The following is an 18205-nucleotide window of genomic DNA, read 5'->3' on the forward strand; positions in this document are numbered from 1 at the left end:
GCCGTGACCTTACCGGCAAGCTGTGGAAAGACAAAGCGTTTCAAGAAAGCCGCGCCGGGGCTTGGCGGGCGCAGCCGAGGGCACGGGGAAGCCGGGCGCGGGTGCGCCCCTTGCCCCGATCAGCAGGGGTTCTGCACCGTCACGCTCGACAGCTTCGACAGGTCGGACACGCCGCCTTCGCATTTTTCGGGCGCTTGCGTGCAGCCCGCAAGGGCGGCAAGCGCCACAGCGGCGACAAGGGCAAACGACGCCTTGCGGGTGGATGTGCAGGTCATGTGCGGCCTCCTCCAGAACGCGAACGCCGCGGGTCAGCCCGGGCGAGGTGAACTACATGGTTCACAGCATGCGCCGCTGCCCCGATCTGTGTCAAGCGGTCTGAAGGCTCAGTCGAAACTGCGGAAATGCGCGCCATAGGTGACGGCTTTCTGCGAGCAGAGATCCATCGCATATTGCAACCAGACCGAGGATTTCTGCCCGGAGCTCTGCTTGTCGGCCGCGAGTTTCGCGCGCCCCTGCGCGATGGCCGGGCCCATCTCGGCCTCGATGTCGCGCATGCGTTTGACCCAGAATTGCGCCGCCTCTTCGAAATAGCTGCCCGGCGGCGCGCCGCTGGACACGATCGACTGCGCCACGTTCAGGCAATAGCCCGCCTCGACGGCCAAAGTGGGGGTGTTGAACAGATGTGCCGAGGGCGCGGCGAACTGGCTTTTCCAGACCACCCAGAACAGGCCCGCCACCAGAAGCAGCAGCGCAGGCCCGCCGCCCCAGACCAGAAGCGGGGAGAGTTCCTCCTCGGGATTGACGCGGGGTTTCGATTTCTTGCTGGCAGTCGTGGGCATGGCATCCTCCGCCCCCAGCCTGCCGCAGAACGGTTAAGAAACCCCGAAGGAAAATGGGGGCGGTCCCCCGCCCCCCCGTCGCGTCACTCGAGCGTGTCGAGCACCGATTTCAGCGTGCCGATCAGCTCGTCGATCTGCGCTTTCGAGATGATCAGCGGCGGGCTCATCGCGATGATGTCGCCGGTGGTGCGGATCAGGATGCCCTTTTCATAGGCCTTGAGGAAGGCGGTGAAGGCCCGTTTCGTCGGCTCGCCCGCGATCGGCTCCAGCTCGACGGCGCCGATCAGCCCCTCGTTGCGGATATCGATGACGTGACGGGTGCCGCGCAGGCTGTGCAGCGCCTCCTGCCAATAGGGGGCAAGCTCGGCGCAGCGCTCGAACAGCCCCTCCTCCTTGTAGGTTTCCAGCGTCGCGATCCCCGCGGCGGCGGCGATCGGGTTGCCCGAATAGGTATAGCCGTGGAACAGCTCGATCATGTGCTCGGGGCCCTGCATGAAGGCATCGTGCACCGCCGCGGTGGTCAGCACCGCCCCCATCGGAATCACGCCGTTCGTCAGACCCTTGGCCGTGGTCATCATATCGGGCAGCACGCCGTAATGCTGCGCCGCAAAGGCCGAACCCAGACGGCCAAAGCCGGTGATCACCTCGTCGAAGATGAGCAGGATGCCGTGTTTCCGCGTGATCTCGCGCAGGCGCTGCAGATAGCCCTTGGGCGGCAGGAGAACCCCGGTCGAGCCCGCCATCGGCTCGACGATGACGGCGGCGATGGTTTCCGCGCCATGCAGCGCGACGATGCGTTCCAGCTCGTCGGCCAGGTTCGCCCCATGTTCGGGCTGGCCCTTCGAAAACGCGTTCTGCGCCGGAAGATGGGTGTGCGGCAGGTGATCGACGCCGGTCAGCAGGCTGCCGAACATCTTGCGGTTGGTGACGATGCCGCCGACCGAGATGCCGCCGAAGTTCACCCCATGATAGCCGCGCTCGCGGCCGATCAGCCGGGTCCGGGCGCCCTCGCCGCGGGCACGGTGATAGCCGATGGCCAGCTTCAGCGCGGTCTCGACCGACTCGGACCCCGAATTGGTGTAGAACACATGTTCCATCCCCTCGGGCGCGATCTCGATGATGCGGTTGGCCAGCTCGAAGGCCGCCGGATGCCCCATCTGGAAGGCGGGCGCGTAATCCAGCTCGGCCGCCTGTTTCGCGATCGCCTCGGAGATGCGCGGCCGGCAATGGCCGGCGTTGCAGCACCACAGCCCCGCCGTGCCATCCAGCACCTGACGGCCATCGGCAGTGGTATAATGCATGTCCTTGGCGCCCACGAACATCCGGGGCGCTTTCTTGAATTGCCGGTTCGCGGTGAACGGCATCCAGAAGGCGTTGAGGTCATTGGGCGTCTTGCGGTCGAGCGCCATGGAAGTCTCCCTGATTGGCCCGTTTGGGCCGTTTTTTGCACCCGATCGGCAGGCCGGGTCGTTTGACCGAATGGTCAGCATCAGGCTAACATCGGCACGGGCGGCGTCAAGTTTTCCGCGCCCGCGCAAGAGGCCGAAACGGCCCCGCCAAAGGATAGTGACCGCATGCCTTCCAACCCGATGCCTTCCGCGCCGGTGCCCGCCGAATCCGCGGCGACCGATTCCCTGACCGCCGGACCCGCCCCGCGTCCGCTCACCCGCATCCAGAAGCGCAACATCGACGCGATCCTTGAGGCCGCGCTGGAGGTGTTTTCGGCCCAGGGCTTCCGCGGCGCGACGCTGGATCAGATCGCCACCGCGGCGGGGCTGTCGAAGCCGAACCTGCTTTATTATTTCCCTTCCAAGGAGGCGATCCATCTGCAGCTGCTCAGCTCGCTGCTCGATGTCTGGCTGGCGCCGCTGCGCGAGATCCGCGCCACGGGCGAGCCGCGCGACGAGATCATGCGCTACATGCGCCGCAAGCTGGAGATGAGCCGGGCGATGCCGCGCGAAAGTCGGCTTTTTGCCAATGAAATCCTGCAGGGGGCGCCGCGGATGGGGGGCACGCTGGCGGTCGATCTGAAGGCGCTCGTCGATGAAAAGGCGGCGATCATCCGCGGCTGGGCCGAGGCGGGCAGGATCGCCCCGGTCGATCCACATCATCTGCTGTTTTCGATCTGGGCGCTGACGCAGCACTACGCCGATTTCGACGTGCAGGTCCGCGCCGTGCTCGGCCCCGGTCACGATCCCTTTGCCGAGGCGGAGCCCTTCCTCGACACGCTTTTCACGCGGTTGCTGCGGCCCTGACCCCGGGCGCGGCGTTAACCCTTCGGCAAAATGCTTGGATTCGGTAACTCTTGGGTAACTTGCCGGGCGCATCCTTGTTGACAGGGGTAAAACCGCGAGGAGAGTGGGGAAATGGACCGCATATCGGGGCTGATGCCCCAAGTCGGATGGTCACCTTTGCTGAGCATGGTGCCACCAAAGAAAGCGCCGGCGACGACTGTCGAACCGGCAAACACGTCGTCGGGCACGAATTCCGGCATGGGGGCCGAGGTCGGCACCCAGGCGCAACTTGCGCGCAGCGTGCAATTGCAGACGCGCAACCGCGATGTGGCCGTCGAGACCGCCGTTCTGGCGCAAAGCCGCGCCGAGGCGGTGCCTGATCCGGATGCGCCGACCGGCCCGCCGCCGACCTTCGATGTCACGCCGCTTGAAGCCCAGGCCGCGGCGCTGATGGCCGTGCCGCCGCAAGAGACCGCGCCCGCCCCGGCGGCCGCCCGGTCCGAAGAGCCGGAGCAACCGCCCGCGGAGCCTTCTGTCGCGGCCGAGCCGCAGGCGCAACCCGCGGCCGAGGCTGCCCCGCAACCGGCGCCGCAACCGGCACCGCAGCCCAATCCCGACTGGCAGGCCACCTCGGAGACCGCCGAACCCAGTCTCGACGTCGTGCGCTGAACGCGGCCGGGCGGTCGTCCCGGCCCTGCGCATCTTCCGCACACCCGCGCAGCCCGCGGGCGGTGTTTCGGACTCTGGCCGCACCGACGCCTTGCCGCCGACCCACCGGGTCGTGCGGCCGATGGCGCAGGTGCGGCCCGTTTTCATCGCCACAGCGGCCCGTGGCGGCCCGCCCGGGGCCTTGCCCCTGCGTCATCCGTTCACGCTTTCCTCGCCCGCGCGGCTCGCGTATAAGCGGGGCACATGAACGCACCCCATCCAAGCCCCGGGGCCCCTGAAGAGTTTTTCGAGGACCGCATGACCAAACAATCGCATGAAAACGACGTCGCCTTCATTCAGGCGCTGGCGGAGTTGCTGAACAAGAACGACCTGACCGAAATCGCGGTCGTGCGGGAATATGGCGAAGACGACAGTCTTGAAGTGCGCGTGGTGAAACAGGCGACCGTCGTCGCCGCCCCCGCCCCGGTCTATGCCGCCCCGGCGCTGGCAGCCCCCGTCGCCGCCGCGCCCGCCGCTGCTGCCGCCGCCGCCCCTGCGACCGATGCCGATCCGGCCAATCACCCGGGCGCCGTCACCTCGCCGATGGTCGGCACCGCCTATCTGGCCCCCGAGCCGGGCGCCTCGGCCTTCGTGAAGGTCGGCGACACGGTGAAGGAAGGCCAGACGCTCTTGATCGTCGAGGCGATGAAGACGATGAACCACATTCCGGCACCGAAATCGGGCACGGTGAAGCGCATCCTCGTCGACGACGGCTCGCCGGTCGAATACGGCGCGCCCCTGATGATCGTCGAGTGAGGTCGCAATGTTCGACAAGATCCTGATCGCCAACCGGGGCGAGATCGCGCTGCGCGTGATCCGTGCCTGCCGCGAGATGGGGATCGCCTCGGTGGCGGTGCATTCCACCGCCGACGCCGACGCCATGCATGTGCGCATGGCGGATGAAAGCGTCTGCATCGGGCCGAACCCGTCTTCGGAAAGCTACCTCTCCATTCCCGCGATCGTCGCCGCCTGCGAAATCACCGGCGCGCAGGCGATCCACCCGGGCTATGGCTTCCTGTCGGAAAACGCCACCTTCGTGCAGGTGCTCGAAGATCACGGCATCACCTTCATCGGCCCGAAGGCGGAACATATCCGCATCATGGGCGACAAGATCACCGCCAAGGACACGGCGAAAAAGCTGGGAATTCCGGTGGTTCCGGGCTCCGACGGCGGTGTGCCCGACTTCGAGGCGGCGAAAAAGGCCGCCGCCGAGATGGGCTATCCGGTGATCATCAAGGCCACCGCGGGCGGCGGCGGGCGCGGCATGAAAGTCGCGCAATCGGAAGCGGAACTCGAAATCGCCTTCCGCACCGCGCGCAGCGAGGCCAAGGCCGCCTTCGGCAATGACGAGGTCTATATGGAGAAATATCTCCAAAGGCCGCGTCACATCGAGGTGCAGATCTTCGGCGACGGCCGCGGCCGCGCCGTGCATCTGGGCGAGCGGGATTGCAGCTTGCAGCGCCGCCACCAGAAGGTGTTTGAGGAAGCCCCCGGCCCCTGCATCACCCCCGAACAGCGCGCCCGCATCGGCGGCATCTGCGCCAAGGCGATGGGCGAGCTGGGCTATTCCGGCGCGGGCACGATCGAATTCCTCTATGAAGACGGCGAATTCTACTTCATCGAGATGAACACCCGCCTGCAGGTGGAACATCCGGTGACCGAGGGCATCTTCGGCGTCGATCTTGTCCGCGAACAGATCCGCGTTGCGGCGGGCGAGGAGATGGAGTTCCGCCAGGAAAATCTGCAGATCCGCGGCCATGCGATCGAAGTGCGGATCAACGCCGAAAAACTGCCGAACTTCGCCCCCTGCCCCGGCAAGATCACGCAATACCACGCCCCCGGCGGCCTGGGGGTGCGGATCGATTCGGCGCTTTATGACGGCTACAAGATCCCGCCCTATTACGACAGCCTGATCGGCAAGCTGATCGTGCACGGCCGCGACCGCAACGAGGCGCTGGCGCGGCTGAACCGCGCGCTGGGCGAGCTGATTGTCGATGGCGTCGACACCACGATCCCGCTGTTCCGGCAATTGCTGGAAGAGCCCGACATCCTGAAGGGCGATTACTCGATCCACTGGCTCGAGAAATGGCTGGCCAAGACCTACGGTTGACGAAAGCGCCCCCGCAAGGGGGCGTTTTCATGTCTTCGGACGCAAGACACAGGTGGCGCGGCGCTTGCCCTTGGGGCGGAAGTAATCGGCCACAAAACGCCGCTTGTTCGGCCGCACATCGGACCAGTCCACCCAGTCGGTCCGGTAGCCCAGCACATCCGCCATCGCCTCGAGCGCGCCAAGGCTTGGAATCCCGATCAGCGCCTTTTCCTGCCCCGCGACCTGCGCCAGCGCGTTCAGATCCTTGCCCGGGTCCTCGCGCACAAGGTCGATCACCTGCCCCGGCCGCTGCGAAAACTCGCTGTCGAGCAGCACCAGCCGTGGCTGGAACCGGGTCACCAGCTGCAGCAGCCGGAAATGGTCCATGATGTGGTAAAAGATACCCAGCACGCCGACCACGTCATAGCGCGCCCCCGCCGCCAGATCGGCCTCCATGCCCTCGAAAATGTCGCCGCAGCGCAGCGTGACGCGGGCGGCGGCTTCGTCTTGCGGGAATTCGGCGAAACGGTCGATCAGATGCTGCCGCCCCTCGATCCCCACCACCTCGGCCGCCCCCGCCGCAGCGAAGGCATAGGCCCAGCGCCCGTCATGCGCCGCAAGGTCCAGCACCCGCGCCCCGGCCAGATCGGCGGCAATCGGCGCGATCAGCTTGCGATGGCGTTGATTGAGCCGTCCGATCCCGTAATCATCGCGCTCATAGCGCGCGACCGAGCGCAAAAAATCGAAAAATCCCATGGCATTGCCGCGCTTTCGTGTCAAACTCGGGCAAGTCTATGGAGCGGGGTGACGGTTGGCAACGATGACGGCAGGGCTTAGTCCGGAATTACTGCTTTCGGCCTATGCACAAGGCATTTTCCCGATGGCCGCGGCGCGCGACGCGGCAGAGCTGCATTGGTTCGAACCGCGGCTGCGCGGCGTGGTTCCCTTGCAGAATTTCCACATTTCGCGGTCACTGGCGCGGGTCATTGGCCGCGAGACTTTCACAATTCGAACAAATACCGCGTTTCGCGCCGTGGTCGAAGGCTGCGCCGACCGGCCCGAGACCTGGATCAATGCGGCGCTGTTCAGCCTGTATGACGCGCTGCATGATCTGGGCGCGGCCCATGCGGTCGAGGTCTGGCAGGGCCGGGATCTGGTGGGGGGCCTCTTCGGGGTGACGCTGGGGGGCGCGTTCTTTGGCGAAAGCATGTTCTCGCGCGCGCCCAATGCGTCGAAAGTGGCGATGGCCTATACGGTCGACCGGCTGATCCGCGGCGGTTTCAGCCTGTTCGACACGCAATATCTGACGCCGCATCTGCAAAGCCTGGGCGCGGTGGAAATTCCCCGGATCGAATATCGCAAGCGCCTGCGGCTGGCGCTGGGGCAGCGGGCGGATTTCGCCGCCCCGCCGCCCGCGACGGCTCAGTCGATCTTGCAGCGCAGGACCCAGACATCATAGCGCTGATGATCCAGCGCCGAAAGCGCCGGGTTCTGCGCGATCATCCAGCCGCGGAACACCTCGCGGTCAATCGCGGTATCGGTGATTTCGAGAAAAGCATAAGCGTTCGAGGCCGGGTCCTCGGCGGGATAGCGGCAATCGACCAGACGCACGGAGAGCGAGCCGTAGGTGACACTTTCCCCGACCGAGAGCGTCAGATCGCTGGCCGCCCCGGCAATCTTGTCGAGCCCGCGCAGAAAGGCGCCCGGGGCCGCAGCCAGCCCCTCGGGGGCGTTCTGCGCCACGGCGGCCCCGGCTGAGAGCAAAACAGCGACCAGCGCCGCGCGAATCACGGCGCCGACCCCTCGGGGGCCTTGTCGCCATCCTTGGCACCGGCGAATTTCATCATCAGCCCCAGCGCCGAAACCGCGCCTTGGGTATCGACGATTTCCTCGCCCGGGCCGAGATTGACCGGGCTGCCGCCGGGGAGGATCTCGACAAAGGCGCCGCCCAAGAGCCCCTCGGTCGCGATCAGGATCTGGCTGTCATCGGGAATCTCGATGCCCGATTTCATCGCCACCGTGGTATCGGCAAAAAACGTCTGCGGGTTCAACGCGATATCGGTGATCGTACCGACCTTGACCCCGGCCATGCGGACATCGGTGCCCACCGAAATCCCCTCGACCGAGCGGAACGAGGCCTTCAGCGGATAGCCGCTTGCGGAAGCGCCGAGGCTGTGCCCCTGCCCCGCCCAGAGAAAAAAACCGACCGCGACGGCCAGAACGGCCGCCCCGGTGAGCACTTCAAGACGATTTTCACTCATGATTTCCAGCCGGTTGCGCGGAGGGACAGGTCTGGTCCGGGTTACTCCGGCTGCCAGGCCTCATAATCGGTGCGGGCTACCGGCTCGGCGCGGCGCAGCGAGCCCGGCGGCACGAAGGCCGTGGCCAGACCGGTCTGTGTCGGCTGATGCGGCAGCTCCCAGGGCTTGTGGTCCAGCGGCGCCTTGGTCGGCGGCTCGTTCCAGGTGAAATGGATCCAGCCGTGCCAATCGGGGGGGATGCGGCTGGCTTGCACTTCGCCGTTATAGATCACCCAGCGCCGCTTGCCATCCTTGCTTTGATAGTAGCAATTGCCCTCGGCGTCCTCACCGACCTTCACCCCGTGACGCGCGGTAAAGATCTGGGTGCCGAGAGTCTGGCTGTTCCACCACGTCAGCAGGCGCAGCAGGAATTTCATATCTCACCTCCGCATCTTTGGCCCCGTTATAGCGGCAGGGCCGTCAAGGTCCAGTGTTTTGCGGACCCGATCAGCACAAAGGGCGGGTTTCCCCGCCCTTCTGGTTCACGCCGACCGGGGCTCAGCCTGCGGTCTTCGGTTCTTTCTTGCCCGAGCTCTCGGCGTAGATCAGCAAGGGCTTGGCGCCATTGGCCATTTCCACCGCTTCATCGTTCACCACCACCTCGCGCACGCCTTCCATACCCGGCAGTTCGAACATCGTGTCGAGCAGGATGTCCTCCATGATCGAGCGCAGGCCGCGCGCGCCGGTCTTGCGCTTGATAGCGCGGGCGGCGATCGCCTTCATCGCATCGGGGGTGAAGGTCAGCTTCACGCCCTCGATCTCGAACAGCCGCTGGTATTGCTTGACCAGCGCGTTCTTCGGCTCGGTCAGGATCGTCACCAGCGCGGCTTCGTCCAGATCTTCCAGCGTCGCGATCACCGGCAGACGGCCAACGAATTCCGGGATCAGACCGAATTTCAGCAGGTCTTCCGGCTCAAGCTCCTTGAACAGCTCCCCGGCCCCGCGCGATTCCGGGTCCTTCACATCGGCCCCAAAGCCGATCGCCGAGCCCTTGCCGCGCTGCGCGATGATTCGATCCAGCCCCGCAAAGGCGCCGCCGCAGATGAACAGGATGTTCGTCGTATCCACCTGCAGGAATTCCTGCTGCGGATGCTTGCGCCCGCCCTGCGGCGGAACACTCGCCACGGTGCCTTCCATGATCTTCAGAAGCGCCTGTTGCACCCCCTCGCCCGAGACATCGCGGGTGATCGAGGGATTGTCCGATTTGCGGGTGATTTTATCGACTTCGTCGATATAGACGATGCCGCGCTGCGCCCGTTCGACGTTGTACTCGCTGGCCTGCAACAGCTTCAGGATGATGTTTTCCACATCCTCGCCGACGTAACCGGCCTCGGTCAGCGTCGTCGCATCGGCCATGGTGAAGGGCACGTCCAAAATCCGCGCCAGCGTCTGCGCCAAGAGCGTCTTGCCGCAGCCGGTCGGACCGATCAGCAGGATATTCGACTTCGCCAGCTCCACATCCTGTTTCGAGGCGTGGTTCAGACGCTTGTAATGGTTGTGCACCGCAACCGAGAGCACGCGCTTGGCATGCATCTGACCGATCACGTAATCGTCCAGCACCTTGCAGATGTCGCGCGGCGTCGGCACGCCATCCGTCGCCTTGAGACCGGTGGTCTTGGTCTCCTCGCGGATGATGTCCATGCACAACTCGACGCATTCATCACAGATGAACACGGTCGGGCCCGCGATCAGCTTGCGCACCTCGTGCTGGCTCTTGCCGCAGAACGAACAGTAAAGGGTGTTCTTGCTGTCGGAGCCGGAATTGTTCGCCATCGTCATCCTCGAATGGCCCGACCCGGGCCTTTGGGGGCTGTCCTGGACCGAAGTCTAGGGCAGCACCACGTTCTTCTCAATCGCAAATTCCCCGCTCCGGTTAAGAGCGGTCATCGACCAGTCATTTTCCGCCGTCGAGACTCGGCCGCGCCGAAAGAATCTCGTCGAGATGGCCCCATTCCAGCGCCTCTTCGGGCGACATGAAGCGGTCGCGCTCCAGCGCCTCGGCCACTTCCTCGAGCGACCGGCCGGTGTGGCGGACGTAGATTTCGTAAAGCCGCTGGCGGATCTTTTCGGTCTCGCGGGCGTGGATCATGATATCCGTCGCCTGACCCTGGAACCCGCCCGAGGGCTGGTGCACCATGATCCGCGAATTCGGCAGCGAGAAGCGCATGCCCTTTTCGCCCGCACAGGCGATCACCGAGCCCATCGAGGCGGCCTGGCCGATCACCAGCGTCGAGACCTTCGGGCGGATGTATTGCATGGTGTCGTAAATCGCCAGACCCGAGGTGACGACACCGCCGGGGCTGTTGATATACATGGAAATTTCCTTCGAGGGATTCTCGGCCTCGAGGAACAGCAGCTGGGCGCAGATCAGGCTCGACATGCCGTCATGGAACGGCCCCGCCAGGAAGATGATCCGCTCCTTGAGCAGGCGGGAATAGATGTCATAGGCCCGCTCGCCGCGCGAGGTCTGCTCGACCACCATCGGCACCAGCGTGTTCATGTAAAGGTCGACCGGGTCTTTCATTCGCTGCCTTTCCTCGTGATGTCCGCCAAGCCTTAGCGCGCGTCTGTTACCCAAGTCTTAGTGTCGCGCGGCCCCCCCTGCAAGGGCAGCGGCTCAAAAGAGCGGGGTTGGGAGGATTCTTGGCGATTAATCGGGCAGAAAGAGTTGCGGGCTATGGTGTGCGGCAAATGTTCACGGGAAACGCATCCCCGCAACCGGAGTCCGACCATGAAGTTTCGCGCCGCAACGCTTGCGCTTGCCCTTCTCGCCTTGCCCGCCCAGGCCGAGGATATGTCGACGCAAATCACCAACATCGTGAACACCGAATTGCGCGCCTGGGCGGCCGACCCGGCCCTTGTCGCGGCGGTGATCGCCGCGAACGAGGCGCATGCGACGCTGACCCAGTCGCAGATCGACGAGCTTGACGCCACCTGGCGCGCCGAGCTGGAGGCCGCAACTCGCCCGACCATCGATCAGATCCTGTCCGCGCCGCCGTCGCAGGCGCTCAAGGCGAAAATCGAGGCCAGCGGCGGCCGTTTCACCGAAGCCTTCGTGACCGACAACCGCGGGCTGAACGTTGCCCAGTCCGGGGCGACCTCGGATTACTGGCAGGGTGACGAGGCGAAATTCGGCTTCACCTATCCGAAAGGCGCCGAGGCGATCCATATCGGCGAGATGGAGTTCGACGAATCCTCCAACAGCTATTCGGTGCAGGCGTCCTTCACCGTGACCGATCCCGCCAGCAACGCCCCGATCGGGTCGATGACGGTGGGTCTCAACGCCGAAATGATTCAGTAAACCGGGGCCCCAGATGAGCGCCAAGACGTCTGCTTCCGTCAGCTTCTTTCATTCCAGCTTCTTCCGCGCCACGCTTCTGGTCGCCGTTTCCGTGCTGACGGTCGCGGTCTCGATGACGCTCTACAACGTGCATGCGACCTCGGAACTGGCCCTGAAGCAACTGCAACAACAAGCCCAGGGCGCGAACGGCATCCTTGCCAAGCAATTGGTCGGGCCGATGCGCTTTGCGGACAATCTGGCGCTGGGCAAGGCCATCAAGGAGGTTGTGGACGATCCCTCGAACCCGTCCGACTCGATCATGGCGGTCAACACCAAGGGCGAAGCCGTCGCCAGCTATGCCGCCCAGGGGGTTGACACCTCCGGGCTGAAAGCCATGGCGAAGACCCTTGTCGGGCAGAATTCGGTGGTCACCTCCGAAGACGGCCTGTCGATCGCCACCCCGATCATCAGCCCGTCCAACGGCTCTGTCCTTGGCTTTGTGCTGTCGCACTGGTCCGACGCCAAGACCAATGCCGAGATCGCCGCGAACACCCGCACCGGCCTGATCGTTGCCGGGCTGATCCTGATCGTGGCGATGCTGATCACCAGCTTCGTCTTCCGCGCGATGATCGCGCAGCGGCTGGGCCGGATCAACAGCGCGATGTCCGCGATCGCCGGCGGCGCCCTGACCACCGCCGTGCCCTATACCGGCACCAAAGACGAAATTGGCCATATCGCGAAATCGCTCGAAGCCTTCCGGCACTCGCTGGAACAGGCCGAAGCGACGAACCGCGTCGCGCTGATGCGGGGCACGGCGCTGACCTCGGCCTCGACCGCGATCATGCTGACCGACTCGGCGCATGAAATCACCTGGGTGAACGCGGCGATGGTGAAGCTGATGCGCGTGCATGCCGCGGCGATCCAGGCCCGCAACCCGGATTTCGACCCGGAAAACATGATCGGCTATCGCGCGGATCGCCTGCTCGAGGGCAGCAGCGAGATCGCGCGCGGGCTGGACGCCGACACCCGGACCTCGCTGCGCACCGAGCAGGATCTGTCCTCGGGAACCCTGGTGGTCGAAGCCAATCCGGTGCTGACGGCGGAGGGCACCAAGATCGGCCATGTCGCCGAATGGCACGACATCACCGAGGCCCGGCGCAACGTTGCAATCACCGAAGCGATCGACGCGACGCAGCTGCGGGTGGAATTCACCCCGGACGGCCGGATGAGCGCGGCAAACGGGGCGATGTGCGTGGTCGCGCGCCGCGACGAGTCGCAGCTGATCGGCATGGATTTCTCGCAGCTGATTCGCGTGGCAGCGACCGGCGAGATCGCTTTCGAAGCGATTGCGCGCGGCGAAAACGTGATCGGGCGGATGCTGATTTCGATCGACGGGCATGATCTTCTGCTCAACGGCGCGATGACCCCGGTGCGTGACCGCAAGGGTGCGATCCGGCGCATCGTCGCCATCGGCACCGACATGTCGGAGATCGACGCCCGCGAAGCGAGCGCCCGGATCGAACGCGAACGTCTCGCGGCCGAACAGCGTCAGGTGGTGGACCAGCTGCGCGATGTGCTGCGCCATCTGGCCGAAGGCGATCTGACGCAAGCGATCCGCGAGCCCTTCCCGGGGGATTACGAGCAGCTGCGCCTCGATTACAACGACGCCACGGCGAAGCTGCGCGAAGCGATGGCGCTGGTGCTGGAAAACTCGAACCTGATCCGCAGCGAATCGGGCGGCATCTCGCGTGCCGCCGAGGATCTCTCGCGTCGGACCGAGCAGCAGGCCGCCACGCTCGAGCAAACCGCCGCGGCGCTGAACCAGCTGACCGCTTCGGTGAAATCGGCCGCCGATCGCACGCTGAAGGCCAATGACATGGTGGCTCTGGCGCGGCGCAACACCGAATCGAGCGGTCAGGTCGTGCGCGAGGCCGTGCAGGCGATGGGCGAGATTTCCGAAAGCTCGAACAAGATTTCGCGCATCACCTCGGTGATCGAGGAAATCTCCTTCCAGACCAACCTGCTCGCGCTGAACGCGGGGGTGGAAGCCGCCCGCGCGGGCGAAGCGGGACGCGGCTTTGCCGTCGTCGCCTCGGAAGTGCGGGCGCTGGCGCAACGGTCCTCGGAAGCGGCGCGCGAAATCGCCGGTCTGATCTCGGATTCGGCCAGCCAGGTGAAACGCGGCGTGGAACTTGTCGGCCAGGCGGGCAGCGCGCTGGACGGCATCCAGGGCTCTGTCGCCGAAATCGTCACCTTCATGTCGGACATCACCGCCTCGACCACCGAGCAATCCGCGGGTCTGAGCGAGGTCAACACCGCGATCCTGCAGCTCGATCAGGTCACCCAGCACAATGCCGCGATGTTCGAGGAAACAACGGCCGCCAGCCAGTCGCTGGCCCGCGAGGCGGATGGGCTGAACGCGACGATGAGCCGGTTCCGCCTTGGCACGCAGCAGGCGACCGCGGCTCCGGCAAGCAACTTCCGCTCAACCCGCCCCGTGGCGGCGGCGCCGGTGGCACCTGCGCCCGCCGAACCGGCAGCGCCCCCCCCGACCCGCGCCGCCGCCCCTGCGAAGGCGCCGGTACCGACACGGGCACGGACACCTGCCCCAGCACCGGCTCCCGCACCGCGCGCCAGCGCCCGGGCCTCGACTCTGGCGGTCAAAAACGCCCCGGCCGAGGACAACTGGGAAGATTTCTGATCCGGCTCAACTGCCGCGATAGGTCGAATAGCCGTAAGGCGACAGCAGCAGGGGCACATGATAATGTGCCCCTGCGTCATTCATGCCGAAGCGGATCGGAATTTCATCCAAAAACAGCGGCTCTGCCGCGCCTTGCCCGCTGTGCCGCAAATACGCGCCGACGTGGAAGACCAGTTCGTAACAGCCGGTCGCGAATTCCGCCGCGGCGAGGATCGGCGCATCGGTCCGGCCATCGGCATTGGTGCGGCTTCGGGCCAGCAGATGGCGCCCCGTGGCGTCGATGCGGCTCAGCTCGATCTCGATGCCCTCCGCCGGGCAGCCCCGCGCGGTATCAAGCACATGGGTCGTCAGATATCCGGCCATCGCCGCCTCCTTTGCAGTGCCCCCCCTCGCCGCGAGTTCGCACGGCAAGGCACGAAACGGATGATTTCCTTTTCGAAAAAAACCTGAAACTCTCGCCCATGCAATCCCCTTGCAGCCGGACCGGAGGACCAGATGATCCGATATCCCAGAGACATGCGCGGCTATGGCGGCACCCCGCCCGATGCGCGCTGGCCCGGGAAGGCCCGGATCGCGATTTCTCTGGTGCTGAACTACGAAGAGGGCGGCGAAAACTGCATCCTGCATGGCGATGCCGCCTCGGAAGCCTTCCTGAGCGACATTGCCGGGGCCGCGCCATGGCCCGGCCAGCGCCACTGGAACATGGAATCGATCTACGAATACGGCGCCCGCGCCGGGTTCTGGCGTCTGCATCGGCTGTTCACCGGGATGGCGCTGCCGGTGACTGTTTACGGCGTCGCCACCGCGCTTGCCCGCAGCCCCGAACAGGTCGCGGCGATGAAGGCGGCGGGCTGGGAAATCGCCAGCCACGGGCTGAAATGGGTCGAGCATCGCGACATGGCCGAGGACGAGGAACGCCGCCAGATCGCCGAGGCGATCCGGCTGCATGCCGAGGTGGTGGGCGAACGGCCGCGCGGCTGGTATACCGGGCGCTGTTCGGCCAACACCGTGCAACTGACCGCAGAGGAAGGCGGTTTCGATTGGATTTCCGATAGTTACGATGACGACCTGCCCTATTGGCGGCGCCTCGGCGCCCGCGATCAGCTGATCATCCCTTACACGCTCGAAGCCAATGACATGCGCTTCGCCACCGCCCCGGGCTATATCGAGGGCGAGCAGTTCTTCACCTATCTGAAGGACAGTTTCGACACGCTTTACGCCGAGGGCGCGGCCGGGGCAGCAAAGATGTTTTCGATCGGGCTGCATTGCCGCCTGATCGGGCGGCCGGGCAAGATCGCGGGGCTGCAACGCTTCCTGGACTACGCCCGCAGCCATGACGGCGTCTGGTTTGCCACCCGCGGCCAGATCGCGGCGCATTGGGCCGCCACCCATCCGCCGCAAGACTTTGATCGGCCAAGCGAAATGACGCTAGCCGACTTCGTGGCCACGTTTGGCGCGATCTACGAACACAGCCCCTGGATCGCCGAAAAGGCGCATGGGCTGGAGCTTGGCCCGGCGCATGACTGTGCCGAGGGCGTCGCCAGCCTGCTGGCGCGGGTGTTCCGCTCGGCGCCGGAGACGCAGCGGCTGCGCGTGCTCAAGGCCCATCCCGATCTGGCGGGCAAACTCGCCCGGGCGCATCGGCTGACGGCGGAAAGCACCGCCGAGCAGGCCTCGGCCGGGCTCGATGCGCTGACCGATGCCGAACGGGTGGCGTTTGAGGAGCTGAACCACGATTACACCGAGAAATTCGGCTTTCCCTTCATCATCGCGGTGAAGGATCACACGAAACCGGCGATCCTTGCGGCCTTCCGCCGCCGGATCGCCAACGACCGCGCCACCGAATTCGCCGAGGCCTGCCATCAGGTCGAACGCATCGCCTGGCACCGACTGAAGGACCTGCTGCCATGACCGGCTATTACACCCCGCCCGGCGGTCTGCCGCCACAAACCGCGCTGATGACCGGACGCGCGATCTTCACCGAAGCCTATGCGGTGATCCCGAAGGGCTGCTTTTCCGATATCGTGACCAGCTTCCTGCCGGGCTGGACGCAGACCCGGATGTGGCTGATCGCGCGGCCGATGAGCGGCTTTTCCGAGACCTTCAGCCAATATGTGATGGAGGTCGGCGCCGATGGCGGGGCCGACCTGCCCGATGCCGAAACCGGGGCGGAACATGTGCTGTTCGTCACCGCGGGCGCGATGTGGCTTTCGCTCGACGGTCAGGACCACGAGCTGGCGGCAGGCGGTTATGCTTACATTCCCGCCGGGTGCCGCTGGGCGGTGAAGAACGGCGCCGATGATCCGCTGCGGTTCCACTGGATCCGCAAGCTTTGGGAACCGGCGCCGGGACTGGAAAAGCCCGCCGCCTTCGTGACGAACGAGCGCGAGATCAAGCCCGTCGCGATGCCCGACACCCAGGGCCGCTGGGCCACCACCCGCTTCGTCGATCCGACCGATCTGCGCCACGACATGCATGTCAACATCGTCACCTTCCAGCCCGGCGGGCTGATCCCCTTCGAGGAGACGCATGTGATGGAGCATGGGCTTTATGTCCTTGAAGGCAAAGCCGTTTACAAGCTGAACCGGGACTGGGTCGAGGTCGAGGCGGGGGATTTCATGTGGCTGCGCGCCTATTGCCCGCAGGCCTGCTACGCCGCCGGGCCGGGGCCGTTCCGCTATCTGCTTTACAAGGATGTCAACCGTCACGCCCGGCTGCGCGGCGTGCTGGGCCGCTAAAGGATCAGGAAAGCCCGGAAATCATTGACATTGGTCAGCGTCGGTCCGGGCTTCACCTGAGCGTCAAGCGCGGCGAAGAAGCGATGCGCATCATGTCCGGCCAGCGCCGCCGCGGGATCAAGCCCCAGCGCCCGGGCCTTCGCCAGACTATCCGGGCCGATCACCGCACCCGCCACCTCGGCCGCACCATCGACGCCATCGGTATCGGCGGCCAGCGCCCAGATCCCCGGCGCACCATCCAGCGTGCGCAGCGCCGATAGCAGAAATTCAACATTCGGCCCGCCGATACCGGCGGTTCCGCGCAGGGAAACTGTACATTCCCCACCAGAGAGCAAAACCAGCGGTGGCTCGCCCGGGCGGCGGGCGCTGGCATAGGTCTGCGCCATCCGCGCCAGTTTCGCGCCCAGATCCGCCGCCTCGCCGGTCAGCGCATGGCCTTGCACCCGCACCGCGGCGCCCTCCTTGCGGGCAAGCGCCGCCGCCGCCTGCAAGGACTGCGCGGGGGCGGCGACGATGACGGTCTCGCAGCGCGAAAGCGCCGGGGCGCCCGGAGCCAGCACGCCCGACCCCGCGTGCAGCCGCTCCAGCACCCTCTGCGACACCTCGATGCGATGATCTTGCAGGATTTTCAGGGCATCGGCCGGGGTGCTGTCATCCCCCACCGTCGGCCCCGAGGCGATGAACCCCGGGTCATCCCCCGCCACGTCAGAAATCAGCAGCGCCCGCATCCGCGCCGGAAAGGCCGCCGCCGCCAGCTGCCCCCCCTTCACCGCGCTCAGATGCTTGCGCACCGTGTTGATCTGCTCGATCGGCGCGCCCGAGGCGAGCAGCGCCGCGGTCACTGCCTGCTTTTCGGCCAGCGCCAGCCCCTCGGCCGGGGCGCAGAGCAGCGCCGAGCCGCCGCCCGAGATCAGCGCGAGCACGAAATCCCCGGGCGCAACTCCGCGCAGCAGATCCAGCATCCGCCGCGTCGCCGCCACCCCCGCGGCATCGGGCACGGGATGCGATGCTTCTACGATTTCAATGCATTGACAGGGCCGTGCATGGCCATAGCGGGTGATGACCAGCCCCTCGCAGGGGCCCCAGAGGCGCTCCACCGTCTCGGCCATCCGTGCCGAGGCCTTGCCCGCGCCGACCACCACCACCCGGCCGGGCGGGCGCGGCCCCAGCACCCGCGGCAGAACCCGCATCGGGTCCGCGGCCGCCACGGCCGTTTCGAAAAGCTTGCGCAACAGCTCAGCTGGGGTCAGGACAGCCACGTTTCATCATCCGAGGCCAGCAGATGCTGCGGGTCCTCGTCCTCCTCGATATCCGCG

At 65.7% G+C, this 18205-nt stretch carries 20 protein-coding genes; 9 read left to right on the forward strand and 11 right to left on the reverse strand.

The window, feature by feature from the left end:
- Positions 1–119: 119 nt before the first annotated feature.
- The 3 genes from AC4PTB_RS12560 to aptA all read right to left on the reverse strand — a co-directional run bounded on the left by AC4PTB_RS12560 (position 120) and on the right by aptA (position 2248).
- Positions 120–275 carry a hypothetical protein gene (locus tag AC4PTB_RS12560; RefSeq protein ID WP_492190270.1) on the reverse strand — a complete coding sequence of 52 codons (156 nt, stop codon included), beginning with the start codon at positions 273–275 and terminating at the stop codon, positions 120–122.
- A gap of 108 nt (positions 276–383) precedes the next feature.
- The gene (locus tag AC4PTB_RS12565) at positions 384–839 is read right to left on the reverse strand and encodes a hypothetical protein (protein WP_492190271.1); all 456 of its coding nucleotides are present in this window, start codon (positions 837–839) and stop codon (positions 384–386) included.
- 83 nt (positions 840–922) lie between these two features.
- Positions 923–2248 carry an omega-aminotransferase AptA gene (gene aptA, locus AC4PTB_RS12570; RefSeq protein ID WP_492190272.1) on the reverse strand — a complete coding sequence of 442 codons (1326 nt, stop codon included), beginning with the start codon at positions 2246–2248 and terminating at the stop codon, positions 923–925.
- A 180-nt stretch (positions 2249–2428) separates the two neighbouring features.
- Between aptA and AC4PTB_RS12575 the strand changes: the two genes are divergently transcribed.
- The 4 genes from AC4PTB_RS12575 (at position 2429) to accC (ending at position 5891) form a co-directional block, all read left to right on the forward strand.
- Positions 2429–3094, forward strand: coding sequence for a TetR family transcriptional regulator C-terminal domain-containing protein (locus AC4PTB_RS12575; protein ID WP_492190273.1), 666 nt, complete (start codon positions 2429–2431; stop codon positions 3092–3094).
- A gap of 111 nt (positions 3095–3205) precedes the next feature.
- A complete protein-coding gene (locus AC4PTB_RS12580) occupies positions 3206–3742 on the forward strand; it encodes a hypothetical protein (RefSeq protein ID WP_492190274.1) in 537 nt (178 codons plus the stop codon).
- A 297-nt stretch (positions 3743–4039) separates the two neighbouring features.
- On the forward strand, positions 4040–4537 hold the full coding sequence (gene accB, locus AC4PTB_RS12585) for an acetyl-CoA carboxylase biotin carboxyl carrier protein (RefSeq protein WP_492190275.1): 498 nt from the start codon (positions 4040–4042) through the stop codon (positions 4535–4537).
- Positions 4538–4544: 7 nt separating this feature from the next.
- Positions 4545–5891 carry an acetyl-CoA carboxylase biotin carboxylase subunit gene (gene accC, locus AC4PTB_RS12590; protein ID WP_492190276.1) on the forward strand — a complete coding sequence of 449 codons (1347 nt, stop codon included), beginning with the start codon at positions 4545–4547 and terminating at the stop codon, positions 5889–5891.
- Positions 5892–5918: 27 nt separating this feature from the next.
- Here accC and AC4PTB_RS12595 read toward each other — a convergent pair whose 3' ends face one another.
- Positions 5919–6626 (reverse strand): methyltransferase domain-containing protein, encoded by a 708-nt coding sequence (locus AC4PTB_RS12595; RefSeq protein ID WP_492190277.1) that lies wholly within the window; start codon positions 6624–6626, stop codon positions 5919–5921.
- A 64-nt stretch (positions 6627–6690) separates the two neighbouring features.
- On the opposite strand from AC4PTB_RS12595, the gene aat reads away from it, so the two are divergent.
- Positions 6691–7329: a leucyl/phenylalanyl-tRNA--protein transferase gene (gene aat, locus AC4PTB_RS12600; RefSeq protein WP_492192640.1), complete on the forward strand. Its 639-nt coding sequence runs from the start codon at positions 6691–6693 to the stop codon at positions 7327–7329.
- Here aat and AC4PTB_RS12605 read toward each other — a convergent pair.
- The 5 genes from AC4PTB_RS12605 to AC4PTB_RS12625 all read right to left on the reverse strand — a co-directional run bounded on the left by AC4PTB_RS12605 (position 7293) and on the right by AC4PTB_RS12625 (position 10694).
- Positions 7293–7661 carry a DUF2155 domain-containing protein gene (locus AC4PTB_RS12605; RefSeq protein WP_492190278.1) on the reverse strand — a complete coding sequence of 123 codons (369 nt, stop codon included), beginning with the start codon at positions 7659–7661 and terminating at the stop codon, positions 7293–7295. The two genes, aat and AC4PTB_RS12605, sit on opposite strands and share 37 nt — an antisense overlap.
- Positions 7658–8131 carry an outer membrane lipid asymmetry maintenance protein MlaD gene (gene mlaD, locus AC4PTB_RS12610; protein ID WP_492190279.1) on the reverse strand — a complete coding sequence of 158 codons (474 nt, stop codon included), beginning with the start codon at positions 8129–8131 and terminating at the stop codon, positions 7658–7660. Before mlaD ends, AC4PTB_RS12605 begins: the two co-directional genes overlap by 4 nt.
- 41 nt (positions 8132–8172) lie before the next feature.
- Complete coding sequence (locus AC4PTB_RS12615; protein ID WP_492190280.1) at positions 8173–8547, reverse strand: NADH:ubiquinone oxidoreductase subunit NDUFA12; 375 nt, start codon at positions 8545–8547, stop codon at positions 8173–8175.
- 121 nt (positions 8548–8668) lie between these two features.
- Positions 8669–9943, reverse strand: a complete 1275-nt coding sequence (gene clpX / locus AC4PTB_RS12620) for an ATP-dependent Clp protease ATP-binding subunit ClpX (protein ID WP_492190281.1) — start codon at positions 9941–9943, stop codon at positions 8669–8671.
- A gap of 121 nt (positions 9944–10064) precedes the next feature.
- Positions 10065–10694 (reverse strand): ATP-dependent Clp protease proteolytic subunit, encoded by a 630-nt coding sequence (locus AC4PTB_RS12625; protein WP_013068318.1) that lies wholly within the window; start codon positions 10692–10694, stop codon positions 10065–10067.
- A 207-nt stretch (positions 10695–10901) separates the two neighbouring features.
- On the opposite strand from AC4PTB_RS12625, the gene AC4PTB_RS12630 reads away from it, so the two are divergent.
- Positions 10902–11471, forward strand: a complete 570-nt coding sequence (locus tag AC4PTB_RS12630) for a hypothetical protein (protein ID WP_492190282.1) — start codon at positions 10902–10904, stop codon at positions 11469–11471.
- Positions 11472–11484: 13 nt separating this feature from the next.
- On the forward strand, positions 11485–14151 hold the full coding sequence (locus AC4PTB_RS12635) for a methyl-accepting chemotaxis protein (RefSeq protein WP_492190283.1): 2667 nt from the start codon (positions 11485–11487) through the stop codon (positions 14149–14151).
- A gap of 6 nt (positions 14152–14157) precedes the next feature.
- Here AC4PTB_RS12635 and uraH read toward each other — a convergent pair whose 3' ends face one another.
- Positions 14158–14514 carry a hydroxyisourate hydrolase gene (gene uraH, locus AC4PTB_RS12640; protein ID WP_492190284.1) on the reverse strand — a complete coding sequence of 119 codons (357 nt, stop codon included), beginning with the start codon at positions 14512–14514 and terminating at the stop codon, positions 14158–14160.
- Positions 14515–14646: 132 nt separating this feature from the next.
- Here uraH and puuE point away from each other — a divergent pair, with 132 nt between their 5' ends.
- The gene (puuE, locus tag AC4PTB_RS12645) at positions 14647–16062 is read left to right on the forward strand and encodes an allantoinase PuuE (protein ID WP_492190285.1); all 1416 of its coding nucleotides are present in this window, start codon (positions 14647–14649) and stop codon (positions 16060–16062) included.
- Positions 16059–16889 carry a bifunctional allantoicase/(S)-ureidoglycine aminohydrolase gene (locus AC4PTB_RS12650; protein ID WP_492190286.1) on the forward strand — a complete coding sequence of 277 codons (831 nt, stop codon included), beginning with the start codon at positions 16059–16061 and terminating at the stop codon, positions 16887–16889. The genes puuE and AC4PTB_RS12650 overlap by 4 nt, the downstream gene beginning before the upstream one ends.
- On the opposite strand, the gene AC4PTB_RS12655 is transcribed toward AC4PTB_RS12650, so the two are convergent.
- The gene (locus tag AC4PTB_RS12655; protein WP_492190287.1) at positions 16886–18148 is read right to left on the reverse strand and encodes a glycerate kinase type-2 family protein; all 1263 of its coding nucleotides are present in this window, start codon (positions 18146–18148) and stop codon (positions 16886–16888) included. The two genes, AC4PTB_RS12650 and AC4PTB_RS12655, sit on opposite strands and share 4 nt — an antisense overlap.
- Between the last annotated feature and the right edge of the window lie 57 nt (positions 18149–18205).

This window comes from Rhodobacter sp. 4.3.4 (genome assembly GCF_058724655.1).

Coding starts and splice junctions, on each gene's coding strand:
- AC4PTB_RS12560 (WP_492190270.1), bottom strand. CDS start 275: ATGACCTGCACATCCACCCGCAAGGCGTCGTTTGCCCTTGTCGCCGCT.
- AC4PTB_RS12565 (WP_492190271.1), bottom strand. CDS start 839: ATGCCCACGACTGCCAGCAAGAAATCGAAACCCCGCGTCAATCCCGAG.
- aptA (WP_492190272.1), bottom strand. CDS start 2,248: ATGGCGCTCGACCGCAAGACGCCCAATGACCTCAACGCCTTCTGGATG.
- AC4PTB_RS12575 (WP_492190273.1), top strand. CDS start 2,429: ATGCCTTCCGCGCCGGTGCCCGCCGAATCCGCGGCGACCGATTCCCTG.
- AC4PTB_RS12580 (WP_492190274.1), top strand. CDS start 3,206: ATGGACCGCATATCGGGGCTGATGCCCCAAGTCGGATGGTCACCTTTG.
- accB (WP_492190275.1), top strand. CDS start 4,040: ATGACCAAACAATCGCATGAAAACGACGTCGCCTTCATTCAGGCGCTG.
- accC (WP_492190276.1), top strand. CDS start 4,545: ATGTTCGACAAGATCCTGATCGCCAACCGGGGCGAGATCGCGCTGCGC.
- AC4PTB_RS12595 (WP_492190277.1), bottom strand. CDS start 6,626: ATGGGATTTTTCGATTTTTTGCGCTCGGTCGCGCGCTATGAGCGCGAT.
- aat (WP_492192640.1), top strand. CDS start 6,691: ATGACGGCAGGGCTTAGTCCGGAATTACTGCTTTCGGCCTATGCACAA.
- mlaD (WP_492190279.1), bottom strand. CDS start 8,131: ATGAGTGAAAATCGTCTTGAAGTGCTCACCGGGGCGGCCGTTCTGGCC.
- AC4PTB_RS12615 (WP_492190280.1), bottom strand. CDS start 8,547: ATGAAATTCCTGCTGCGCCTGCTGACGTGGTGGAACAGCCAGACTCTC.
- clpX (WP_492190281.1), bottom strand. CDS start 9,943: ATGGCGAACAATTCCGGCTCCGACAGCAAGAACACCCTTTACTGTTCG.
- AC4PTB_RS12625 (WP_013068318.1), bottom strand. CDS start 10,694: ATGAAAGACCCGGTCGACCTTTACATGAACACGCTGGTGCCGATGGTG.
- AC4PTB_RS12630 (WP_492190282.1), top strand. CDS start 10,902: ATGAAGTTTCGCGCCGCAACGCTTGCGCTTGCCCTTCTCGCCTTGCCC.
- AC4PTB_RS12635 (WP_492190283.1), top strand. CDS start 11,485: ATGAGCGCCAAGACGTCTGCTTCCGTCAGCTTCTTTCATTCCAGCTTC.
- uraH (WP_492190284.1), bottom strand. CDS start 14,514: ATGGCCGGATATCTGACGACCCATGTGCTTGATACCGCGCGGGGCTGC.
- puuE (WP_492190285.1), top strand. CDS start 14,647: ATGATCCGATATCCCAGAGACATGCGCGGCTATGGCGGCACCCCGCCC.
- AC4PTB_RS12650 (WP_492190286.1), top strand. CDS start 16,059: ATGACCGGCTATTACACCCCGCCCGGCGGTCTGCCGCCACAAACCGCG.